The organism is Paenibacillus sp. 3LSP (genome assembly GCF_032465655.1).
Lineage (GTDB): Bacteria > Bacillota > Bacilli > Paenibacillales > Paenibacillaceae > Fontibacillus > Fontibacillus barengoltzii.
Genome location: NZ_JAWDJI010000219.1, coordinates 1 through 18,309, shown reverse-complemented (window position 1 = coordinate 18,309; position 18,309 = coordinate 1). Strand labels below are relative to the sequence as shown.

The following is an 18,309-nucleotide window of genomic DNA, read 5'->3' as shown; positions in this document are numbered from 1 at the left end:
TGAAAGATCGGTAGCTCCGTTACACGAAAGTAAAAGTAACCATACGGGCTATTATGACAAGGAGGGAAGTGCATGACTAGAAAAGTAGTGATTGAAAGCAATTTCAATACGTTCGGGTTATCGCCAGATCGGCTGACTCGGCCGTGGTTGGAGAAGCGCATCGCGATCTTTCGTAACTTTACCTTGAAATCATTAAGAGCCCAAACGAATCAAAACTTTCTGGCGATATTTAAGATTGCCGAAGAAAGCGAAGCGATTGTAGCAGATATCCTGTCAAAATATCCGCCGCTGCCAAACAATATCTGGTTTGGAACGAAACGCAACAGTATCGAGAAAATGAAAGCATACGCCGGAAATAGCGAGGATTTATATATCGCACGTTTGGATTCTGACGACCTGTATCATAAAACGTATGTCCAGCAGCTGTACGATTATCAACCGAAGCAAGGAACGATTGCTTTGATCAATCAAAACGGCTATTTATGGGACACGGTCAATGGAGAAATGGCACCAACCTTTCATTATTCCCCGCAATTCTATGTTTTTCTTTACAAGACTGCCGAGTATATGAAGGGATATCGCGTGAAGCTTCCAGGGCGGGGTACACATGGCAATGTGATTGATTTACCCCATGAACTGTTGGCTCCCCGAAATTATGTGAATGTCATCCATCAAAATAATACCTTAGTCAAGAAGGTACCGCAAAAAGATCGTCTAAGCCCGGCAGAAATCCAGAAAGTCCTGAAAGAATTTATGAGTTAACCGCGGTTTCCTCGAAATAGAGGAGGTGAAGGATTTTGGTAAACCAAGATCGGGTCAACGAGCGCTATTATGGTCAGGTGAACTCGGAAAAGTCCCATGAAGCAACAAGAGCACGCATTCATTGGATTTGCCGTCAAGTAACGGGTAGAAGAGTGCTCGACGTAGGGTGCAGCCAAGGGATTACTTCGATCCTGCTGGGCCGAGAAGGACGCAAAGTTCTTGGATTAGATTTGGAAGAAGGGGCGATCCAGTATGCGAAAAGGGAGTTGTCCCGGGAATCTAAGCCTGTCCGATCCAAGGTTCAATTTAAAGTCGCCGATGTTACGGAATTCCAAGGTCATAAGCTATTTGATACCGTCATTCTAGGACAAATTCTGGAGCATTTTGCGAATCCCGGAGTGTTGATCAGTCATGCACATCGATTGCTGGCAGACGGCGGCACTCTGATTGTAACGGTGCCATACGGATATCATCCCTTCCACGATCATAAGCAGACCTTCTATGCCGGGAACCTAGGTATCTGCCTGGATCCTTGGTTCGAGGTCACGAAGATGGAAGTTCATCATAACTATTTGTGCTGCGTGGCTGTGAAACGTAAAGAGATTCGGAATCAAATCTTTCCTGATGCTTCCATGATGAAGCAATGGATTCTTTTTGACAGTGTAAAATTTGCCGAGATTGAACGCCAGCACATGAAAGACATCGAGCAGCGAAAAAAAGCGCTGGGGCAAGCAAATGAGCAACTGAAAGAACTGCGAAAATTGAAGTCCAATCAAGCGTCCAAGGTTTGAAAACACCCGATCCATCGGGTGTTTTTTATTGTTTAAATTCAGTTTAACTACCTCCGTTACTCTCCTAACTGTAAAACAAATTGATTGAAGGATAGGAGGACATCATCGATGATGACGAAAACTTCCGCTTTCACGGGCGGCGCAAGTAAGCCGGCGATTGAGGCTGAGGGACTCGTGAAAATATTTGGAACGAACCGTGCGGTTGATGGAGTGAATTTGCAGGTGGGGAGCGGGATGATATATGGCGTTCTGGGACCCAATGGAGCGGGAAAAACAACGACGATTCGTATGCTGGCGACTTTGCTGCGTCCCGATGCGGGTTCCGCCCGCATTTTTGGACACGATGTTGTCAAAGAGCAGCATATCGTCCGTCAGTTGATCGGGGTGACCGGACAGTACGCCTCGGTGGACGAAACGCTGAGTGCTACGGAAAATCTCATAATCTTCTCCAGGCTGTTAGGCTTGGGGCGCAGCGAGGCTCGCCGGAAAGCGGCAGAGCTGCTGGAGGAGTTCGGCTTGTCGGAAGCGGCCAAGCGCCCGCTGAAGCACTTCTCTGGCGGAATGCGCCGGCGGCTGGATTTGGCCGCGAGCCTGATTGCCCAGCCGCCGCTGATCTTCCTGGATGAACCGACAACCGGGCTGGATCCGCGGACGCGCTCGCAGATGTGGGAGACGATTCGCCGTCTTGTGGCGACTGGATCAACGGTGTTGTTAACCACTCAGTACCTGGATGAAGCTGACCAACTGGCAGACCGGATCGCCGTTATTGATCGCGGACAGGTCATCGCAGAAGGCACAGTCGATGAGTTAAAGACGTCGGTAGGGGCTTCGTCGTTGCAGTTAAGAATTAAGGATCCGCTTCATTTGACAGCAACTCGCCAAATTGTGGAGCGGGTGCTGAAAGTGCCTTCCACCCTCACAGCAGAGGCAGGGAAAATTACCGCCCCAATGGCGGAGGCTGATCTGGTGACTGATCTATTGATCGCTTTGCGTGAAGCAGGCGTGGATTTGGCGGAATTAAGCGTTCAGAAGCCAACGCTGGATGAAGTCTTCTTAACACTGACCGGGCGGGGTGTTGAAGAGAACACTGCAGATCCACAGGCGTATGTTCTTGATCAGAAGGGGGTCATTGCATGAATCATGCGGATATTAATGCGAAGGCCGTACAGCCTCTAAAGAATCAAACGAACTTCCGACAATCACTTCATCACTCGTTGACCATGGCGTATCGAGGATTGTTAAAAATCAAGCGGACACCGGAGCAATTATTTGATGTGACGTTTCAGCCGATTATTTTTACACTGATGTTTACGTATATTTTTGGCGGAGCGATCTCGGGGGATGTGATGAGCTACTTGCCGGTGATTATTCCAGGGATTTTGGTGCAAACCGTCATTTCTACTTCTGTCGTTACGGGCGTACAGCTGCGCGAGGATATGGAGAAGGGCGTCTTCGACCGCTTTAAGTCGCTGCCAATCGCGCGGATTGCGCCATTAGCCGGCGCCCTGCTGGCCGATACCGTCCGATATACGATTGCAACGGTGCTGACGTTTGCCATGGGTTACATCATGGGACTTCGTCCAGATGGAGGATTGGGTAATGTCGTGCTAGCAGCGTTGCTGGTGATCGTATGTTCCTGGGCAGTTAGCTGGATCTTTGCTTTCTTTGGCGTCATCGCACGAACGGCATCCAGCGTACAAGGCATATCCATGATCGTGTTGTTTCCATTAACGTTCCTGTCCAATGCGTTTGTTCCAGTTGAAACGATGCCGAAATGGCTGCAATGGTTTGCAAACATCAATCCGATTTCGCATTTGGTGACAGCGGTACGGGAACTGGTGAACCATGGAACCATCGGTGGGGATATGCTGAGCTCGCTCTTTGGAGCAGCCGTGATTGTAGCGGTATTTGCACCGATGACGGTGCGCGCTTACATGAGAAGAGCATAAAAAAATAAGCCGGAAGACTTATCGTCTTCCGGCTTGATATGTTTACGCTGATTTCATGATACTGGCCATCAAGCTTGATGAGCAGCAACGGCTGTGCAAAAGCGTTCCAGAGCTTCCTCCAGCAACGAGCGTGGACACGCCAGGTTGATCCGCAGGAAACCTTCGCCGTTCTGGCCGTAGATGGAACCTTCGGTAAAGGCGATTTTCGCTTCTTTATACATCACTTGCTTCATCTCGGCTTTCTTCCATCCGAGTGCACGGCAATCCACCCATAATAAGTAGGTTCCTTCGGATAGAACAGGGACCACCGCTGGCAGATGTTCGGCGAGATAGGCGACGGCGAAGTCACGGTTGGCACGAATATAGATCAGGACGGCATCAAGCCATTCTTCACTTTGCGTATACGCTGCGATTGTCGCGGTAGGGCCAAAAAAATTCAGCGAACCGATGGCTTGGGCTTTGATCCGTTCGCTAAATTGCTTACGGATAGCCACGTTGGGAATAATCGTATAAGCTGTCGCGAGTCCAGGGATGTTAAACGTCTTGGAAGGAGCCGCGCAGGTAATCGTAATTCCCGCCAGGGCTTCGGACATCGAGGCAAACGGCACATGACGGTATTCGGCGAAGACCAAATCGCTGTGAATTTCGTCCGAGACGACCTTCACACCATAGTTCAGACACAACTCGCCAACCCGTTCCAGCTCCTCCCGGGTCCAGACCCGTCCGCCGGGATTATGGGGGCTGCACAACAGCAACAGCTTCGCTCCGTCTTGCATCAACGATTCCAGATGATCGTAGTCCATCCGGTAACGTCCATCCTTGAGAATCAACGGATTTTCGGCAACTTCACGGCCATTGTTGCGGATCACATCATAGAACGGATTATAGACCGGGGATTGCAGGATCACCCGATCTCCTGGCTCGGTTAATACCTGTACAGCTACGCTAAGCGCTGGTACGACGCCGGGAGTGTCGGTCAACCAGGACGGATGAACGTTCCAGTTATGACGGCGCTCCAGCCAACCGGTGATCGCCTCCAGATATTCTTTAGGCCGGGAAGTATAGCCGTAAATCCCCAGCTTGGCCCGTTCCGTGACGGCTTGGACAATGGCTGGTGCACAACGGAAATCCATGTCCGCTACCCACAAAGGCAATACGTCTGGATCCCCAAACAGCTCCTGTCCAGTATCCCATTTCTCGGAGTAGGTTCCTTTTCGCGGCACACGTTCGTCGAAATTATACGTCATCTCTCTGTTCCATTCCTTTCCCATAGATGCAGGTAAACTCCAGTCGTGTCGGACTTATTTCGGAAGAGGCTGGTACCCGTCAATAACCAGCTCCAGTTCGCCTGTCGTCGAATCAATCAATAACCCGTGAACCGGAACATCAGCAGGAAGGAGCGGGTGTTTCTTGACAATATTGACGGTCCGAATAATCCCTTCCTTCTCGTTATCGAAACCGCGCAGCCATTTGTTTAGCTTAATGCCGGAGTTTTCGATCGTGTTCAGCGTGTCATCGCTGATGCCTCTCTCCCGCATGGAACCAATCATCCGGTCCGAATTGAGCGCAGCCATCCCGCAGCCAGTATGACCCACGATAAAGACTTCCTGAGCATGCAGTTCGTAGATCGCAACAAGAAGACTACGCATGACGCTTCCAAAAGGCTGAGAGATGATGGCACCAGCGTTCTTGATCAGCTTCACGTCACCGTTGCGCAGGTTCATCGCTTTCGGGAGTAGTTCGACGAGCCGCGTATCCATGCAGGTCACGATCGCCATTTTCTTCTCCGGAAATTTATCCGTTACATATTTCTCGTATTCCTTCTCCTCGACAAATTTGCGGTTGAACTCCAGTATCGACTCTAATTGATTCATGTTATTGCCTCCTTGTCTGCTGTTGGCACATATCCGCGAATTACCGGCGGTCAACCAATGGAATATTGGATTTGTAGAACTGGGAAGGCCCATCCAAGCGGAATGTCCCGGTTGCATCTTCGCCTTTCAGGGACAACTCCTCCTCAAAAAAAACAGCCTGCATTTTGTCAATCCAAAATGGGTAGGCTTCATTGTCCATAGGAATATCGTAGGGTCCTGGCTCAGATACGATATTCAATACGGGAACGCCGCTCATGCCGCAGCCGCAGTTTTCCGTATCGTAGACGAGGCGGAGCAAGCCAGGCTGGCCAGCCAATTTGTCGTCGATCAGTTTTTTGGCCGCTGCGTTAAGCGTAATTTTCATAGGGAGAGGCAACTCCTTTTCATGAAAGTAATATTTCAATTTGCGAATTCGTCTACTTAAAATTTGATTATACGTTTAGTTACAAGTATCATCAAGAGTAGCAACTATATTTCACCAGTAAAGGCGGAGTTGTCATGAAACAGGAAACGGTTGAGAAATGGGAGCTCTTTCGGGAGCTTCTGCAGAAGATTCATGCATACGGGGAAGCGGTCGCGCTGATGAACTGGGATTTACGCACCGGTGCACCGCGCAAAGGGGCGGAGACCCGGGCAGCGACCATCGGATTGTTGTCCACGGAAGCTTTTAAGCTGCAAACGTCAGCCGAGATGGGCGAGTACTTAGCTTATTTGAACCAGCCTGCCGTCCTGGAGGAATTGGATGATGTGAAGCGCCGGATGGTGCTCGATGTGCAGGAGGAATACGACCGAAGCGTCAAGATTCCGCCACAGAAATTCCGCGAATATACGGAGTTGACAGCCCATGCCGAAACGGTGTGGGAAGACTTTAAGGAGAACAGCGATTTCGCCGGCTTTGAACCTTATTTAACGAAAATCGTGGCAAAGATTCAGGAGTTTATCGACTACTGGGGTCCGAAGGCTACGCGTTATGATACGTTACTACATATGTATGAACCGGACCTGACTACCGAGAAACTCGACCAGGTCTTCGGCCAGCTACGCGATCGGCTCGTTCCATTGGTTGAGGCGGTGGCTGGGGCTAAGAATAAGCCGGAAGCTCCTTTCCTGAACCAACTGTACGACACGCAGCAGCAAGCGAAGTTCAGCCGGTTCCTGCTCGAACAAATCGGCTACGATTTTGCAGCTGGACGGATTGACGAAACGGTTCACCCGTTCCAAACCACGATCAACCATGGCGACGTGCGGATCACTACGAACTACAAGCAGGATGATGTCGCCAGTGCCATCTTCAGTTCCTTGCATGAAGGCGGGCATGCGCTTTACGAGCAGAACGTATCGAAAGAGCTGGCTGGAACGCCGCTGGGCCAAGGAACGTCGATGGGGATCCATGAGTCCCAGTCCCGTTTCTGGGAGAACTTCGTTGGGCGCAGCCTGCAATTCTGGCAACGGTATTTCGGAGAATTGCAGCAGCATTTTCCGGAACAGCTTAAGGATGTTACGCCGGAGCAGTTCTTCCGCGGCATCAATCGTGTAGAGAACTCGTTAATCCGGATTGAAGCGGATGAACTGACTTATAATTTGCATATTATTATCCGCTACGAGATTGAGAAGATGCTCTTTAATGAAGGGTTGCCGGTCAGCGAGCTGCCGAAGGTATGGAACGAGAAATACCGCGACTATCTCGGCTTGACTCCCCCTAACGATGGGTTTGGCGTACTGCAGGACGTGCATTGGTCGGCCGGTCTGTTTGGGTACTTCCCATCCTATGCGCTTGGCAATATGTACGCAGCCCAAATCGCCAATACGCTGCGGAAAGAGCTGCCGCAATTTGAAGAACTCATCGCCGAAGGGAACTTCCAGCCGATCAAGGAATGGTTGACCGACAGAATCTACAAATACGGCAAGAGCCGGAAACCGTCGGAGCTGATCCTTGCGGTCACCGGCGAAGAGTTAAACCCGGACTATCTCGCAGATTATCTAGAACAGAAATTCAAAAGCATTTACGGCATCTAAAGCGATGCCGGTCGAAAGCTGCCCCTAAGGCGGATTCATCCGCTCTTAGGGGCAGCTTTTTTTCGTACATCGAACTTGGAACGCCCCGGCACGGCTTAACCTTTTGTTAGGCCATCGCATAGTATTTAGTGTATCTTCTGGCCAACCGCTAGACATCGATTGGCTATGAAACCCCATTTAGAAGGAGAGGTGAATGGCATGAACAACGTAAGAAAGGGGTTATGGATCGCGCTCATCGTCCTCCTGACCGCAGCGCTAAGCGCTTGTGGAGGAAGCGGCAAAGCACAAAAGGTCAAAATCGGGGAAGTCACCCGTTCCGTATTTTATGCACCTCAGTACGTCGCATTGGAAAAAGGCTTCTTTAAAGAAGAAGGATTGGACGTGGAGCTGCAAACAACAGCGGGTGGTGACAAAACGATGACGGCGCTGCTGTCCGGAGCCATCAACGTGGCACTAGTCGGAGCGGAGACGTCGATTTACGTATACCAGCAAGGCTCTACAGATCCAGTGATCAACTTTGCCCAATTGACGCAAACCGACGGTACCTTCCTGGTTGCCCGGGACTCCGCCGAATTTGATTGGGAGATGCTGAAGGGGAGCGTCTTTCTGGGTCAAAGAAAAGGAGGCATGCCGCAAATGGCGGGCGAGTTCACCCTGCGCAAGCATGGAATCGATCCGCATCAGGATCTGGAGTTAATCCAGAATGTGGACTTCGCCAACATCACGGCTGCATTCATATCGGGAACGGGACAATTCGTTCAACTGTTTGAACCTCAAGCCTCCATCGTGGAGAAGGAAGGGAAAGGATATGTCGTCGCTTCCTTTGGTACGGAGAGCGGAAGGCTGCCTTATACGGTATTTATGACCAAGCAGAGCTATATCAACGAACACTCGGAAATCGTTCAGAAATTTACGAATGCGATTCATAAAGCCCAGCGCTGGGTTCAATCGCATACGCCGGAAGAAATCGCTGAGACGGTTGCGCCATATTTCAAAGATACGGACATGGAGATCTTGGTCAGCTCGATCAAGCGGTACCAGGAGCAGGGAAGTTATGCAGAAACGCCGGCTTTGGCAGAGGATGCCTGGAACAACCTGCTTGATGTGATGGAAAGCGCCGGAGAACTCAATGAACGGGTAGAAGCCAATAAGCTGGTGGATAACAGCTTTGCCGAGAAAGTCGTCAACTCCGTCAAATAACATGAACGTGAACGGAAAAGGAGCGTGAGCGCTTTTGCCATCTGTCGTGGAACTAAAAAACCTAGATTTGGTCTACGTGACGGACCGGGAGGCCGTCCTCGCCTTGCAAGGGATGAACTTAGCGGTAGAGCCTGGCGAATTCATCAGTTTGGTTGGTCCCAGCGGTTGCGGAAAGACCACGCTTCTTTCCGTCATGGCTGGTCTGTTAGCCCCATCTCGAGGAGAGGTGCTCCTGCACGGCAAACCGGTAACGGGCCCTACTCCGCAAGTGGGTTATATGTTGCAGCAGGACTATTTGTTCCCGTGGCGGACGATTCTGAGCAATACCGTGCTGGGGTTGGAGCTGACCGGAAGGTTAACGCCGGAAGGAGTGGAGCACGCGCGGGCATTGCTGGCCGAAATGGGGCTTGGCGATACCGCGGACTTGTATCCCCATCAGCTGTCGGGCGGAATGCGTCAACGGGTGGCCCTTGTGCGAACGCTGGCGACCGATCCGGAGCTGTTGCTGCTGGATGAGCCCTTCTCGGCGCTGGACTACCAAACAAAGCTGCAGCTTGAGGATTTGGTGTGGGGGACGCTAAAGCAGCGGAAGAAAACGGGGGTACTGGTGACCCACGATCTATCGGAGGCGATTGCGGTCAGCGATCGGGTGATCGTGCTGGCGCCCCGACCAGGCCGAATTCGCAGCATGTACGAGATTCCGGAAAATATCCGGAAAGCTCAACCGTTTTATGCCCGGGAGGCCGAAGGCTTTAATGAACTATTCCATGAAATCTGGCGCGATCTGGAGACGTCGGAAAGGGAGGAGGGATAGCCATTGGCACCGCCTGTGACAAAACCGGCCGCTTCAGAAGACTGGCTGCAGGAGAAATGGCTGCAACACCGCAAACGCAAACGGCGAATGAGTCGTTACGTATTGAGTGTGCAGACCTTGATCCTCGTATTGTTTGTAGGATTATGGGAGCTGGCAGGCCAACTGAAATGGATTGATGTGCTGATCTTCAGCTACCCGTCCAAGGTAGGACGACAGATCGTAAAGGATGCGCTGAGCGGAGAATTGTGGCCGCATCTGGCGATGACGGTTGGCGAGACAGCGGTAGGCTTCCTGCTGGGAACGCTGATAGGCACATTGCTAGCTGTGCTGATTTGGTGGTCGCCGTTTCTATCGCGTGTGCTGGATCCTTACATGGTCGTGTTTAACAGTATGCCGAAGGTGGCGCTGGGCCCGATCTTTATCGTCCTCTTTGGTGCTGGCTTCACAGCAATTGTGGTTACGACGTTATCGATTACGGTGATTGTGACCACCCTTGTCGTCTTTAACAGCTTCAACGAAGTCGACGCGAACTTTGTGAAGGTGATTCGCACGTTTGGGGGGAGCCGACGCGATGTATTTTTGAAGGTAATTCTGCCGGCTTCGTTCCCAACCATCGTATCTACGCTGAAGGTGAACGTAGGGATGGCTTGGGTCGGGGTTATCGTTGGAGAATTCCTCGTAGCCAAAATCGGTCTTGGTTACCTGATCGTCTACGGGTTTCAAGTGTTTAACTTCACCCTGGTGCTGTCGAGCCTGGTCATCATCGCCATCGTGGCGACGGCGATGTACCAGATGGTCGTTTATATCGAGCGGAAGCTGGTAAGGGAGCGGTAACGCTCCCTACAAGATTTCCCCATTATCAGGAAATCAAAAGTCAAAATAAGCGCACCGTGGGCTGGCATATGTTGAATTATCGCGTTAGGAACAAGTTCACTGGTCAATAAACAACTTAAAACTAAGAAAAAAGAGGGAAATATAGAAAAGTATAAACTTCGGTTTCTTAAAAATGAAAAAAACGTAACCGCCAGAATTGGCTAATATTGTATGATATCTACACAAACCGTTTATTTACATAAATTAGAATTTTTTTGGAGGTTTACAAGTCTGTGAAGAAAACAAAGGTATCAGCTGTTTTGATCGCATCGGCTTTGTTATCTCTTGCCCCGGTTGCATCTGCGTCTGAACATGTTGCTCCGGTATCCGCTCAATCTGTGGTGTCATTGTCAGCTACGGAAGAAGTATCAAACATTAAACCTACAATTATTGATGACAACATGTTCTATCCAATGGATGCGCATCTCATTAATAATGTCACTCATACAGGTTCTTCGGCATATACTGGTAAATTTACTACAGCGCCCGAAAATGGTATCTATTTGAACGTTTGGGTTAAAAATAATGCTTCTTCATCTGTCTTTATTGATATCAGCCGTAATGGTCTGAAAATTACAGATGGTTATGAATTAAAGGGAGGAAGTCAAAAAACAATAAGCTTTGAAGATATGTTAGGTAATGGATTATCCGGAGATTGGGAAGTTTATATCTATAATAAAACTGGGGATAAATACAAACTTAATATCAATGCAAGACAGTTCTGATTCTAATTATTTAAGAAAACAGGAAGATCGCCCTATCCGGCCAGCTTGGTCAGGTAGTTGGCGATCTTCTTCTTTGCTGTCCTGTGCCAGGCATGTAGGGTCAGGCCCTTTTGCTTGTTCAGGTGCACTCCTCAAGCAAGGAACAGTCTTTGCAGCTCTTGGAGTCCGACTTGTATTGACGTTACCCTGCCGGTCCGTGGTCGGTAATCTACAGTAAAGGATGAGGGTGAAAGTGGGATTGTTTGGATTCCGAAAATCAAGTAGGATATTTTCATAGATCGCTTTCGACAAAAAGGGTGAGAATTCATGGGTTTTCGAGTCATCAAAACGGCCATTGCCACGTTAATGGCAATATTTATTGCGGATGCCTTAGGGGTGCCTGGTGCCAATTCGGCGGGACTGCTGGCGATTTTAGGGGTCGACGTCACCCGCAAGCGCAGCCTGGCATCGATAACGGCACGTTTTTTTGCTTCAACTTTGGGGTTGTTGCTTGCTTTTGGCATCTTCTACTTCCTCGGGTTTCATATTTGGGTGCTGGCCATTTACATCCTCGTCGCTTTCCCATTGATCGCTCGCGCGGGCTTCAAGGAAGGGATTGTGACCAGCTCCGTTGTCGTGTTCCGCGTATTTAGCGGCGGGGAGATCTCCTGGCACGTGCTGTTAATCCAGGTGGAGCTGCTGATCATTGGGTTGGGTTCGGCCATGGTTGTCAATTTTCTGTACATGCCCAAAACGGAAGACAAGCTGCTGGAAACTCGGCGTGAGGTGGATGCTTTGTTTTCCGGCATATTTCAGGAGATTGCCGCTTCGTTGCGTGATCCCTACCGCTTATGGGATGGCAAGGAGATCACCGATGCGGCCCGAAAGATCGACGAGGGTTATGCGCTCGCGAAGCGGGCAGCCGAGAACCAGATGATCTCGCCCAACGAGGCCTGGACGGCGTATTTTATCATGCGCAAAGAACAGTTAAGCCGGATCGAAGGGATGCTGGAGCTGATTTCGCAGGTGTACCATCGGATCCCGCAAGGCGAATTTGTGGCTGTATTGTTTGATCGGCTTAGCGTAGATGTGAATCAAGAGGAATATACGGGGATTACCGAGCAGATGCTCGCGGAGCTGGAGGAGGAGTTCAAGAAAATGGAAATGCCTTCAACCCGTGAGGAATTTGAAATGCGTTCAGCCATTTTGCAGTTATGCCGAGAACTTTCCTTATATCTAGCTGTCTCCAAAAAAAATAAGGCTCCCATTCCACGAATCGCGGAAAAACGGGGAGCAAAACGAAAACAGGCGTCAATAAAATAGTTGTCACCCTAGACGAATGTCCTGCATACACTTGTATTGAATGATGTATGGAGGAGGTTCTAACATGTCATTGAAATATCAAAGTAGAGAGATCATCACGAAAGCGATCTGCGGCAAAGGTCGTAAGTTCTCTACCGTAACACATACCGTGACTCCCCCTCATAAACCGTCGAGCATCCTGGGGGCCTGGATCATCAACCACCAGTACGAAGCGGTCGCAGCGGGAGACGGAATTGAAGTTATTGGTACTTACGATATTAACATCTGGTATTCGTACGACAAGAACTCGCAGACCGAGGTCGCTAAAGAAACGGTATCGTATGTTGAGAATGTACCGCTGAACTACTTGGATTCCAGACACCGTTCGTCGACGGTGGAAGTGTCCGCAGAAGCCACGCAGGAACCGAGCACCGTCGAAGCCACCGTATCGGGAGACGGCCGCGTATCCATTCGGGTGGAACGCGAATTCGCGGTGGAACTGGTTGCCGAAACGAAGTTGAACGTGCTGGTCGTGCCGAACAGCGGCATTGATGACAAGGACTACGATTTCGGCTCCGAGCTCGGCGATTATGAAGATTTGGATCCGGATCTCCTCGACGACGAACTGTAATTCGATCAGGAAGCAAGTAGGCAAAGGGGTAAGTATCAACAGTTTCAGTGTACACTGTAGCATATGCGGCAGGGGCGTCGTCGAAGAGGGCGGCTGCCCTCTTTTTGTTTTTATTTTTGAATAATACCTCTATCGAAGACGGGGGATGAACTCAGTGGTGAAGGATGAGCACCTCGTACTAAAAATGCGTCTGGGCTCCAGCACATTTAAAGCTCGGCTGCTGCAGGCGTTGGAACGTTTGGGCGGACCCTACCGGGTGTTGAAAGGACCGGAATCATCCAGCAGAGCGTTATCGCGTACATCTTCGAGTTTCGGCAGGAAGTCAGCGGGGGCAGGGGCTGCTTCAGGAGGACGGGGTGTGCGAACTGCTGCAGACGCTTCCCAATGGATTTACTACGGACGCGAGGAAGCGTATTGGGGCGGCCGGGTCCAGGAGATCGTGTTGGGACGGCCGACACACTCGTTGGAAGACTGGCGGCGCCGGCTCGAAACCGCTGGGCTGAAGCCAACGCCTGAGGCAAGAACCGCTCAAACAGCTGCAAGCACTACTGCGTCATATCTCCGCCGCTATGCCGTTACGGTATTCCACTTGCGGGCCTGGGAGGTACGTCCGCTTGGTCAAGCGGGGCTAACGCTCCCGCTCTTGGGGGAAGCCTTGTCCCCGGAGTCACCGCTTTATAAACGCCTGACGAACACGGCGGTTCGGGCGCTATACGCCGTGGGACTTGATTTTGGTGAAGTGGTGATCTCGGCCGGGGAAGAGGGGAAATTTACGGTGGATTCCATCACCCCAATCTCGGACCTCGGCAGCGCGGCAACCAAGGCCATCGCCCAGGCGATGCGAGATACCCTGGAGGAACAGGAGAAGCTGCTGGACTCACCGACAGAGCGGTTGATTGGGATGGACCCCGAGTTTTTGCTGTTTGATCGTGCCCATGGGAAAGTGATTCCGGCTTCCCGTTACTTGCACTTTCATGGGGAAGCGGGCTGCGATGTGTTGCGATATCGCGGGCAGCGGATATTTCCGCTGGCAGAGCTAAGGCCGCGCCCCGGCAAGGAACCGCGCGATGTTGTCGTTCATTTGCTGCGCGCATTTCATGAAGCCCGAGCTTCCATCGAAGATCAAGGGCTGATCTGGCAGGCGGGGGCGATGCCGCAACGCGGTTTTCCGTTGGGCGGACACCTGCATTTCAGCGGAGTGTCGTTAACTCCAGAGTTGCTGCGGACGCTCGACAATTACCTGGCGCTGCCGCTGGCTCTACTGGAGGATCCCCGAAGTGCGCTACGTAGACCGAAGTACGGGTTTCTCGGCGATTTTCGGTTCAAGGAGTACGGCGGCTTCGAATATCGCACCTTACCTAGCTTCCTAATCTCTCCGCTCGTCACCAAAGGGGTCGTGGCATTGGCGCGCTTCATTATCGAGCATGCGGAACGCTTAAAGGCACGACCGTTGGAGAAGGAGGCGGTTTGGACGGCGTTTTACACCGGCAGAAAGCAACCGCTTCGCGAAGCGTTACCCCGCCTGATCGCCGATATCCATGAAGTTCCCGACTATACGCGATATCAGGGATATATCGAACCTTTACTGAATGCCATTCAGTCCGGCTATGTCTGGGACGAATCTGCGGATATTCGCCCCGCCTGGAAATTGCAAAATCCTTCATAACCGGGTTGCCCTTTTCTGGTATAATAGGATTCTATGAAAGACCTGAATGTGCTTAGGTTAATTGGAGGGGAATCATGGCTACCTACACGCCGATGATTGAGCAGTATTTACGGATTAAGGCGGAAGCGCAGGATGCGTTTCTGTTTTTCCGGCTGGGCGATTTCTATGAAATGTTTTTTGAGGATGCAATCCTGGCTGCGAAGGAGCTTGAAATTACACTGACCGGGCGGGACGGGGGCGCCGAAGAGAAAATTCCAATGTGCGGTGTTCCCTACCATTCGGCGGACAATTATATTCATCGTTTGATTGAAAAAGGATACAAAGTTGCGATCTGCGAACAGATGGAGGACCCGTCGCAAACCAAAGGCATGGTTCGGCGTGAGATCGTCCGGGTCATCACCCCGGGGACGATCATGGAAGGGAAAACCGTCGGCGAACGGACGAACAACTACATCGTGTCGGTCACTGAACGGCAGGGGATGATGGCTCTGGCTGCCTGTGACCTGTCCACGGGGGAGCTGTACGCGACGTCGGCGCCGGCGAACAAAGAGTGGCTGCGCGACGAGATTGGCCTGTACGACCCGGCGGAAATCATCGGGGACAAGGAACTGCTGGATTGGATTGCGGGACAAGCTGCTCCGCTGAGCAAGCCCGTCGTGTATACGCCTTGGGCGAAAGCGAAGGAAGATACGGCACGATCGCTGTTTGGCGAGGCCGAATGGATTCGTCTGGAGCCGGAGCGGCGGGACAATATCGCTGTCCTGGTCGGTTATTTAAGCGAGACGCAGAAGCGCTCGCTGGGACAACTTACGAAAATATCGGCTTATGAGCCGGAGCATTTTATGATTTTGGACCCGTTTACACGACGGAATCTGGAATTGGTTGAGACGGTTCGCGAGCGTTCGAAAAAAGGATCGCTGCTGTGGCTGCTTGACCGCACGGAAACGTCAATGGGCTCCAGGCTGTTGCGGCGCTGGATCGACAAGCCGCTGCTGCAGAAGACGCGGATCGAGGAACGTCTGGAGGCAGTGGAGCATCTGCACAGCGCGTTTATTTTGCGCGAGGATTTGCGCGGCGCTTTGCAGGACATCTACGATCTAGAGCGGCTGGTGGGACGCGTCGCCTTCGGCAATGCGAACGGTCGGGATTTGGTCGCCCTCAAAACGTCGCTGCTTCAGGTGCCGGCGATCAAGACGCTGTGCGCAGACTCGGCCTCAACCACGTTGAAGCGGATTGCTTCGGCAATGGATGAGTGTGCGGATCTGGCCGACATGATTGATGCAGCGATCGCTGACGATCCGCCAGTGTCGGTGCGGGATGGAGGCCTTATTAAGGCTGGGTATCATGCAAGATTGGACGAGCTTCGCGAAGCCAGCGTTAACGGTAAACGCTGGATCGCCGAGCTGGAAGCGGCTGAACGGCAAGCAACGGGGATCAAATCGCTGAAGATCGGTTACAACAAAGTTTTTGGCTATTATATCGAAGTGACGCGCGCCAATCTGTCTGCATTGCCGGAAGGGCGGTATGAACGGAAGCAGACGCTGGCGAATGCCGAACGTTTTGTTACCCCGGAACTGAAGGAGAAGGAAGCGCTGATTCTCGAAGCTGAGGAGAAGATGGTCGATCTGGAATACACGCTGTTTAACGAGCTGCGTGAACGGATCGCTGCGGATATCCCTCGCTTGCAGAAGCTGGCCGAGCAAATCGCTGAAATCGATGTGTTGCGCTCGCTGGCGCAGGTAGCCTCGGACAACAGCTTTGTGAAGCCGAAGCTGACCGATGGCTACGACTTCGTCGTGGAGCAAGGCCGGCATCCGGTGGTGGAAGCGGTGATGAAAGATACGGCATTTATCGCTAATAGCACGGAGCTCCGCAAGGATGAGGCGAGCATCCTGCTGATCACGGGACCTAACATGGCCGGGAAAAGTACGTATATGCGTCAGGTCGCGCTGATTTCCATCCTTGCGCAGATCGGCAGCTTTGTCCCTGCAGCTAAAGCGGAAATCCCGCTGGTGGATCGCATCTTCACGCGGATTGGGGCCGCAGATGATCTGATTGGCGGGCAGAGTACCTTTATGGTGGAGATGGCCGATATTCAGATCATGACGGAGAAGGCTACCCCGCGCAGCTTGATCATCATCGACGAGTTGGGCCGGGGCACATCGACCAGCGAAGGGATGGCAATTGCACAGGCCGTGATTGAATACGTCCACGACCGGATTGGCTGTAAGGCGCTGGTGTCGACGCATTTCCATGAGTTGGCTTATTTGGAGCACAGCCTGCGCGGGTTGAACAACTACAGCATGGCAGTGCAGGAAAGCGGCGACAAGGTGCATTTCTTGCGCAAGCTGATCCCCGGCGCGGCTGACACGAGTTATGGCATCTATTGCGCGCGGCTGGCCGGCCTGCCGGATGAGATCATTGGCCGGGCGTATGGGCTGCTGAAAGAGCTGGAGGAGAAAAGTCCGTTGGCGGACGGAAGCAGCATTGCAGTTGCAGGTGCGCCTGCGAAAGCAACCGCATCAGCAGACGCGGCAGCAACAGCAGGGTCTTCTTCGCAGGCGGTTTCGCCGCTTGTGAAGCAGCAGACTGCTCCGATAGTGCGGGAAACGGCAGCCACCGATGAAGCTGTTAGGGGATCTTCAGGCGCTGCTTTGGTGGAGGCCGCTGCAACTGCGGCTGCAGGGGTAACGGAAGCTGCGGCATCGGCTGAGCTTAAGTCGGATTCCGGCGAAGTTGGGCCGGTCGTGCAGCTTTCAATGTTTGGCGACGATGAGCCGCCAGTTCAGGCGAAGCCGGCAGCTCCGGCGCCGGAAGACCCGGCAACTCGTACGATCATTAACCTCATTAAAAATGCAGATTTAATGAACATGACCCCGCTGCAAGCCATGCAACTGGTTAATGATCTGAAGATGAAGGTGAAGGATTTGTAAACGTACGATAGGGATTGTGACGTAGGAGGGGAACGATCAGTTGTATTTGTGGGCGGCGGATGGTGCAGGTGCTGCAGATGTTAACTGTGGGGGCGAGTGGAGCTTCGACCGACTTAAGCTGTTGAACTGCGGGTGTGAGGGGAGTTCGGCAGAAGCAGTTGCAACTGCGTGGCTGCAATAAAGCCTGTGGTTGTAACGGAAGTGCGGCTGATTCGGCTGAGGTTGAGTTGGCAACATAGATCGATGACTTTCCTAACGCGCGCTGCTCCCAGCGCGCGTTTCTGGCGGCACGACGGGCGGTCTGGCCACATGCTGATACCGAGTGACCCAACGGTGCATTGAGCGTCAGTTTTTATGATTGCCAAGCATACACACTACGTAGGATAGAGGATAGAGCTCGAAATGACAACTCTATGAACAACGGTGTCCAACGGTATCACGTACAACAGTAACGAAGAACAACGACACTACCTACAACGGTACCACGACGTGCATTGCAGAGTTGGCCGATCGGTTCCGATTCTGTCTTGTCCTTATTGTGTATGAAATTTCGCGTATAATTAGCCTTGGTTTGGGTTTTTAGCCCTAATGTATATGAAAAATTGAGTACATTGGAGCGAACCCCCGGGGATGCAGCGGATTATGGATGAAATTTCAAGTATAATGAAGCTCAGTTTGGTGGTTTTGGCGGGATGTGTATGAAAAATCGAGTACATTGGAGCGAAACCCCGGGCTTGCGCACTAGCCTTGCATCTAAAGTGACATGGTATTCAATTAATTGTTAATCTTGGTTG

At 51.7% G+C, this 18,309-nt stretch carries 17 protein-coding genes; 14 read left to right on the top strand and 3 right to left on the bottom strand.

The window, feature by feature from the left end:
• The first annotated feature begins 72 nt into the window (after positions 1–72).
• The 4 genes from RW092_RS18940 (at position 73) to RW092_RS18925 (ending at position 3,502) form a co-directional block, all read left to right on the top strand.
• Positions 73–762 (top strand): glycosyltransferase, encoded by a 690-nt coding sequence (locus RW092_RS18940; protein WP_028537772.1) that lies wholly within the window; start codon positions 73–75, stop codon positions 760–762.
• Between the two features lie 35 nt (positions 763–797).
• On the top strand, positions 798–1,553 hold the full coding sequence (locus RW092_RS18935) for a class I SAM-dependent methyltransferase (protein WP_316010978.1): 756 nt from the start codon (positions 798–800) through the stop codon (positions 1,551–1,553).
• Between the two features lie 108 nt (positions 1,554–1,661).
• Positions 1,662–2,690: a daunorubicin resistance protein DrrA family ABC transporter ATP-binding protein gene (locus tag RW092_RS18930; protein WP_028540120.1), complete on the top strand. Its 1,029-nt coding sequence runs from the start codon at positions 1,662–1,664 to the stop codon at positions 2,688–2,690.
• Positions 2,687–3,502 carry an ABC transporter permease gene (locus RW092_RS18925; protein WP_028540119.1) on the top strand — a complete coding sequence of 272 codons (816 nt, stop codon included), beginning with the start codon at positions 2,687–2,689 and terminating at the stop codon, positions 3,500–3,502. Before RW092_RS18930 ends, RW092_RS18925 begins: the two co-directional genes overlap by 4 nt.
• A gap of 68 nt (positions 3,503–3,570) precedes the next feature.
• Here the strand turns inward: RW092_RS18925 and RW092_RS18920 are convergent, their stop codons facing one another.
• Genes RW092_RS18920 through RW092_RS18910 form a run of 3 tightly spaced genes read right to left on the bottom strand, consistent with a single transcriptional unit; the run spans position 3,571 to position 5,740 of the window.
• Positions 3,571–4,773, bottom strand: a complete 1,203-nt coding sequence (locus RW092_RS18920; RefSeq protein ID WP_254899701.1) for a MalY/PatB family protein — start codon at positions 4,771–4,773, stop codon at positions 3,571–3,573.
• A 30-nt stretch (positions 4,774–4,803) separates the two neighbouring features.
• Positions 4,804–5,376, bottom strand: coding sequence for a beta-class carbonic anhydrase (locus tag RW092_RS18915; RefSeq protein ID WP_028540117.1), 573 nt, complete (start codon positions 5,374–5,376; stop codon positions 4,804–4,806).
• Positions 5,377–5,416: 40 nt separating this feature from the next.
• Positions 5,417–5,740 (bottom strand): iron-sulfur cluster biosynthesis family protein, encoded by a 324-nt coding sequence (locus RW092_RS18910; RefSeq protein ID WP_028540116.1) that lies wholly within the window; start codon positions 5,738–5,740, stop codon positions 5,417–5,419.
• Between the two features lie 134 nt (positions 5,741–5,874).
• Here RW092_RS18910 and RW092_RS18905 point away from each other — a divergent pair, with 134 nt between their 5' ends.
• The 10 genes from RW092_RS18905 to RW092_RS18860 all read left to right on the top strand — a co-directional run bounded on the left by RW092_RS18905 (position 5,875) and on the right by RW092_RS18860 (position 17,696).
• On the top strand, positions 5,875–7,392 hold the full coding sequence (locus RW092_RS18905; protein ID WP_316010977.1) for a carboxypeptidase M32: 1,518 nt from the start codon (positions 5,875–5,877) through the stop codon (positions 7,390–7,392).
• Positions 7,393–7,590: 198 nt separating this feature from the next.
• The gene (locus RW092_RS18900; RefSeq protein WP_316010976.1) at positions 7,591–8,592 is read left to right on the top strand and encodes an ABC transporter substrate-binding protein; all 1,002 of its coding nucleotides are present in this window, start codon (positions 7,591–7,593) and stop codon (positions 8,590–8,592) included.
• Positions 8,593–8,626: 34 nt separating this feature from the next.
• Complete coding sequence (locus tag RW092_RS18895; RefSeq protein ID WP_016312018.1) at positions 8,627–9,406, top strand: ABC transporter ATP-binding protein; 780 nt, start codon at positions 8,627–8,629, stop codon at positions 9,404–9,406.
• Between the two features lie 87 nt (positions 9,407–9,493).
• Entirely contained in the window at positions 9,494–10,240 is a 747-nt protein-coding gene (locus RW092_RS18890; protein ID WP_232228388.1) for an ABC transporter permease, read from the top strand.
• Positions 10,241–10,512: 272 nt separating this feature from the next.
• Positions 10,513–11,004, top strand: a complete 492-nt coding sequence (locus RW092_RS18885) for a hypothetical protein (RefSeq protein ID WP_316010975.1) — start codon at positions 10,513–10,515, stop codon at positions 11,002–11,004.
• Positions 11,005–11,310: 306 nt separating this feature from the next.
• Positions 11,311–12,306 (top strand): aromatic acid exporter family protein, encoded by a 996-nt coding sequence (locus RW092_RS18880; RefSeq protein WP_028540110.1) that lies wholly within the window; start codon positions 11,311–11,313, stop codon positions 12,304–12,306.
• Between the two features lie 64 nt (positions 12,307–12,370).
• Entirely contained in the window at positions 12,371–12,916 is a 546-nt protein-coding gene (gene cotE, locus RW092_RS18875) for an outer spore coat protein CotE (RefSeq protein ID WP_016312022.1), read from the top strand.
• A 157-nt stretch (positions 12,917–13,073) separates the two neighbouring features.
• Positions 13,074–14,582 (top strand): putative amidoligase domain-containing protein, encoded by a 1,509-nt coding sequence (locus RW092_RS18870; protein ID WP_316010974.1) that lies wholly within the window; start codon positions 13,074–13,076, stop codon positions 14,580–14,582.
• Positions 14,583–14,656: 74 nt separating this feature from the next.
• Positions 14,657–17,515: a DNA mismatch repair protein MutS gene (mutS, locus tag RW092_RS18865; RefSeq protein ID WP_316010973.1), complete on the top strand. Its 2,859-nt coding sequence runs from the start codon at positions 14,657–14,659 to the stop codon at positions 17,513–17,515.
• 40 nt (positions 17,516–17,555) lie between these two features.
• Positions 17,556–17,696 (top strand): hypothetical protein, encoded by a 141-nt coding sequence (locus tag RW092_RS18860; RefSeq protein ID WP_316010972.1) that lies wholly within the window; start codon positions 17,556–17,558, stop codon positions 17,694–17,696.
• Positions 17,697–18,309: the final 613 nt, after the last annotated feature.

Excerpts from the sequence above, each read along its gene's own strand:
- RW092_RS18940 (WP_028537772.1), top strand. The coding sequence starts at position 73 with ATGACTAGAAAAGTAGTGATTGAAAGCAATTTCAATACGTTCGGGTTA.
- RW092_RS18930 (WP_028540120.1), top strand. The coding sequence starts at position 1,662 with ATGATGACGAAAACTTCCGCTTTCACGGGCGGCGCAAGTAAGCCGGCG.
- RW092_RS18925 (WP_028540119.1), top strand. The coding sequence starts at position 2,687 with ATGAATCATGCGGATATTAATGCGAAGGCCGTACAGCCTCTAAAGAAT.
- RW092_RS18920 (WP_254899701.1), bottom strand. The coding sequence starts at position 4,773 with ATGGGAAAGGAATGGAACAGAGAGATGACGTATAATTTCGACGAACGT.
- RW092_RS18915 (WP_028540117.1), bottom strand. The coding sequence starts at position 5,376 with ATGAATCAATTAGAGTCGATACTGGAGTTCAACCGCAAATTTGTCGAG.
- RW092_RS18910 (WP_028540116.1), bottom strand. The coding sequence starts at position 5,740 with ATGAAAATTACGCTTAACGCAGCGGCCAAAAAACTGATCGACGACAAA.
- RW092_RS18905 (WP_316010977.1), top strand. The coding sequence starts at position 5,875 with ATGAAACAGGAAACGGTTGAGAAATGGGAGCTCTTTCGGGAGCTTCTG.
- RW092_RS18900 (WP_316010976.1), top strand. The coding sequence starts at position 7,591 with ATGAACAACGTAAGAAAGGGGTTATGGATCGCGCTCATCGTCCTCCTG.
- RW092_RS18890 (WP_232228388.1), top strand. The coding sequence starts at position 9,494 with ATGAGTCGTTACGTATTGAGTGTGCAGACCTTGATCCTCGTATTGTTT.
- RW092_RS18880 (WP_028540110.1), top strand. The coding sequence starts at position 11,311 with ATGGGTTTTCGAGTCATCAAAACGGCCATTGCCACGTTAATGGCAATA.
- cotE (WP_016312022.1), top strand. The coding sequence starts at position 12,371 with ATGTCATTGAAATATCAAAGTAGAGAGATCATCACGAAAGCGATCTGC.
- mutS (WP_316010973.1), top strand. The coding sequence starts at position 14,657 with ATGGCTACCTACACGCCGATGATTGAGCAGTATTTACGGATTAAGGCG.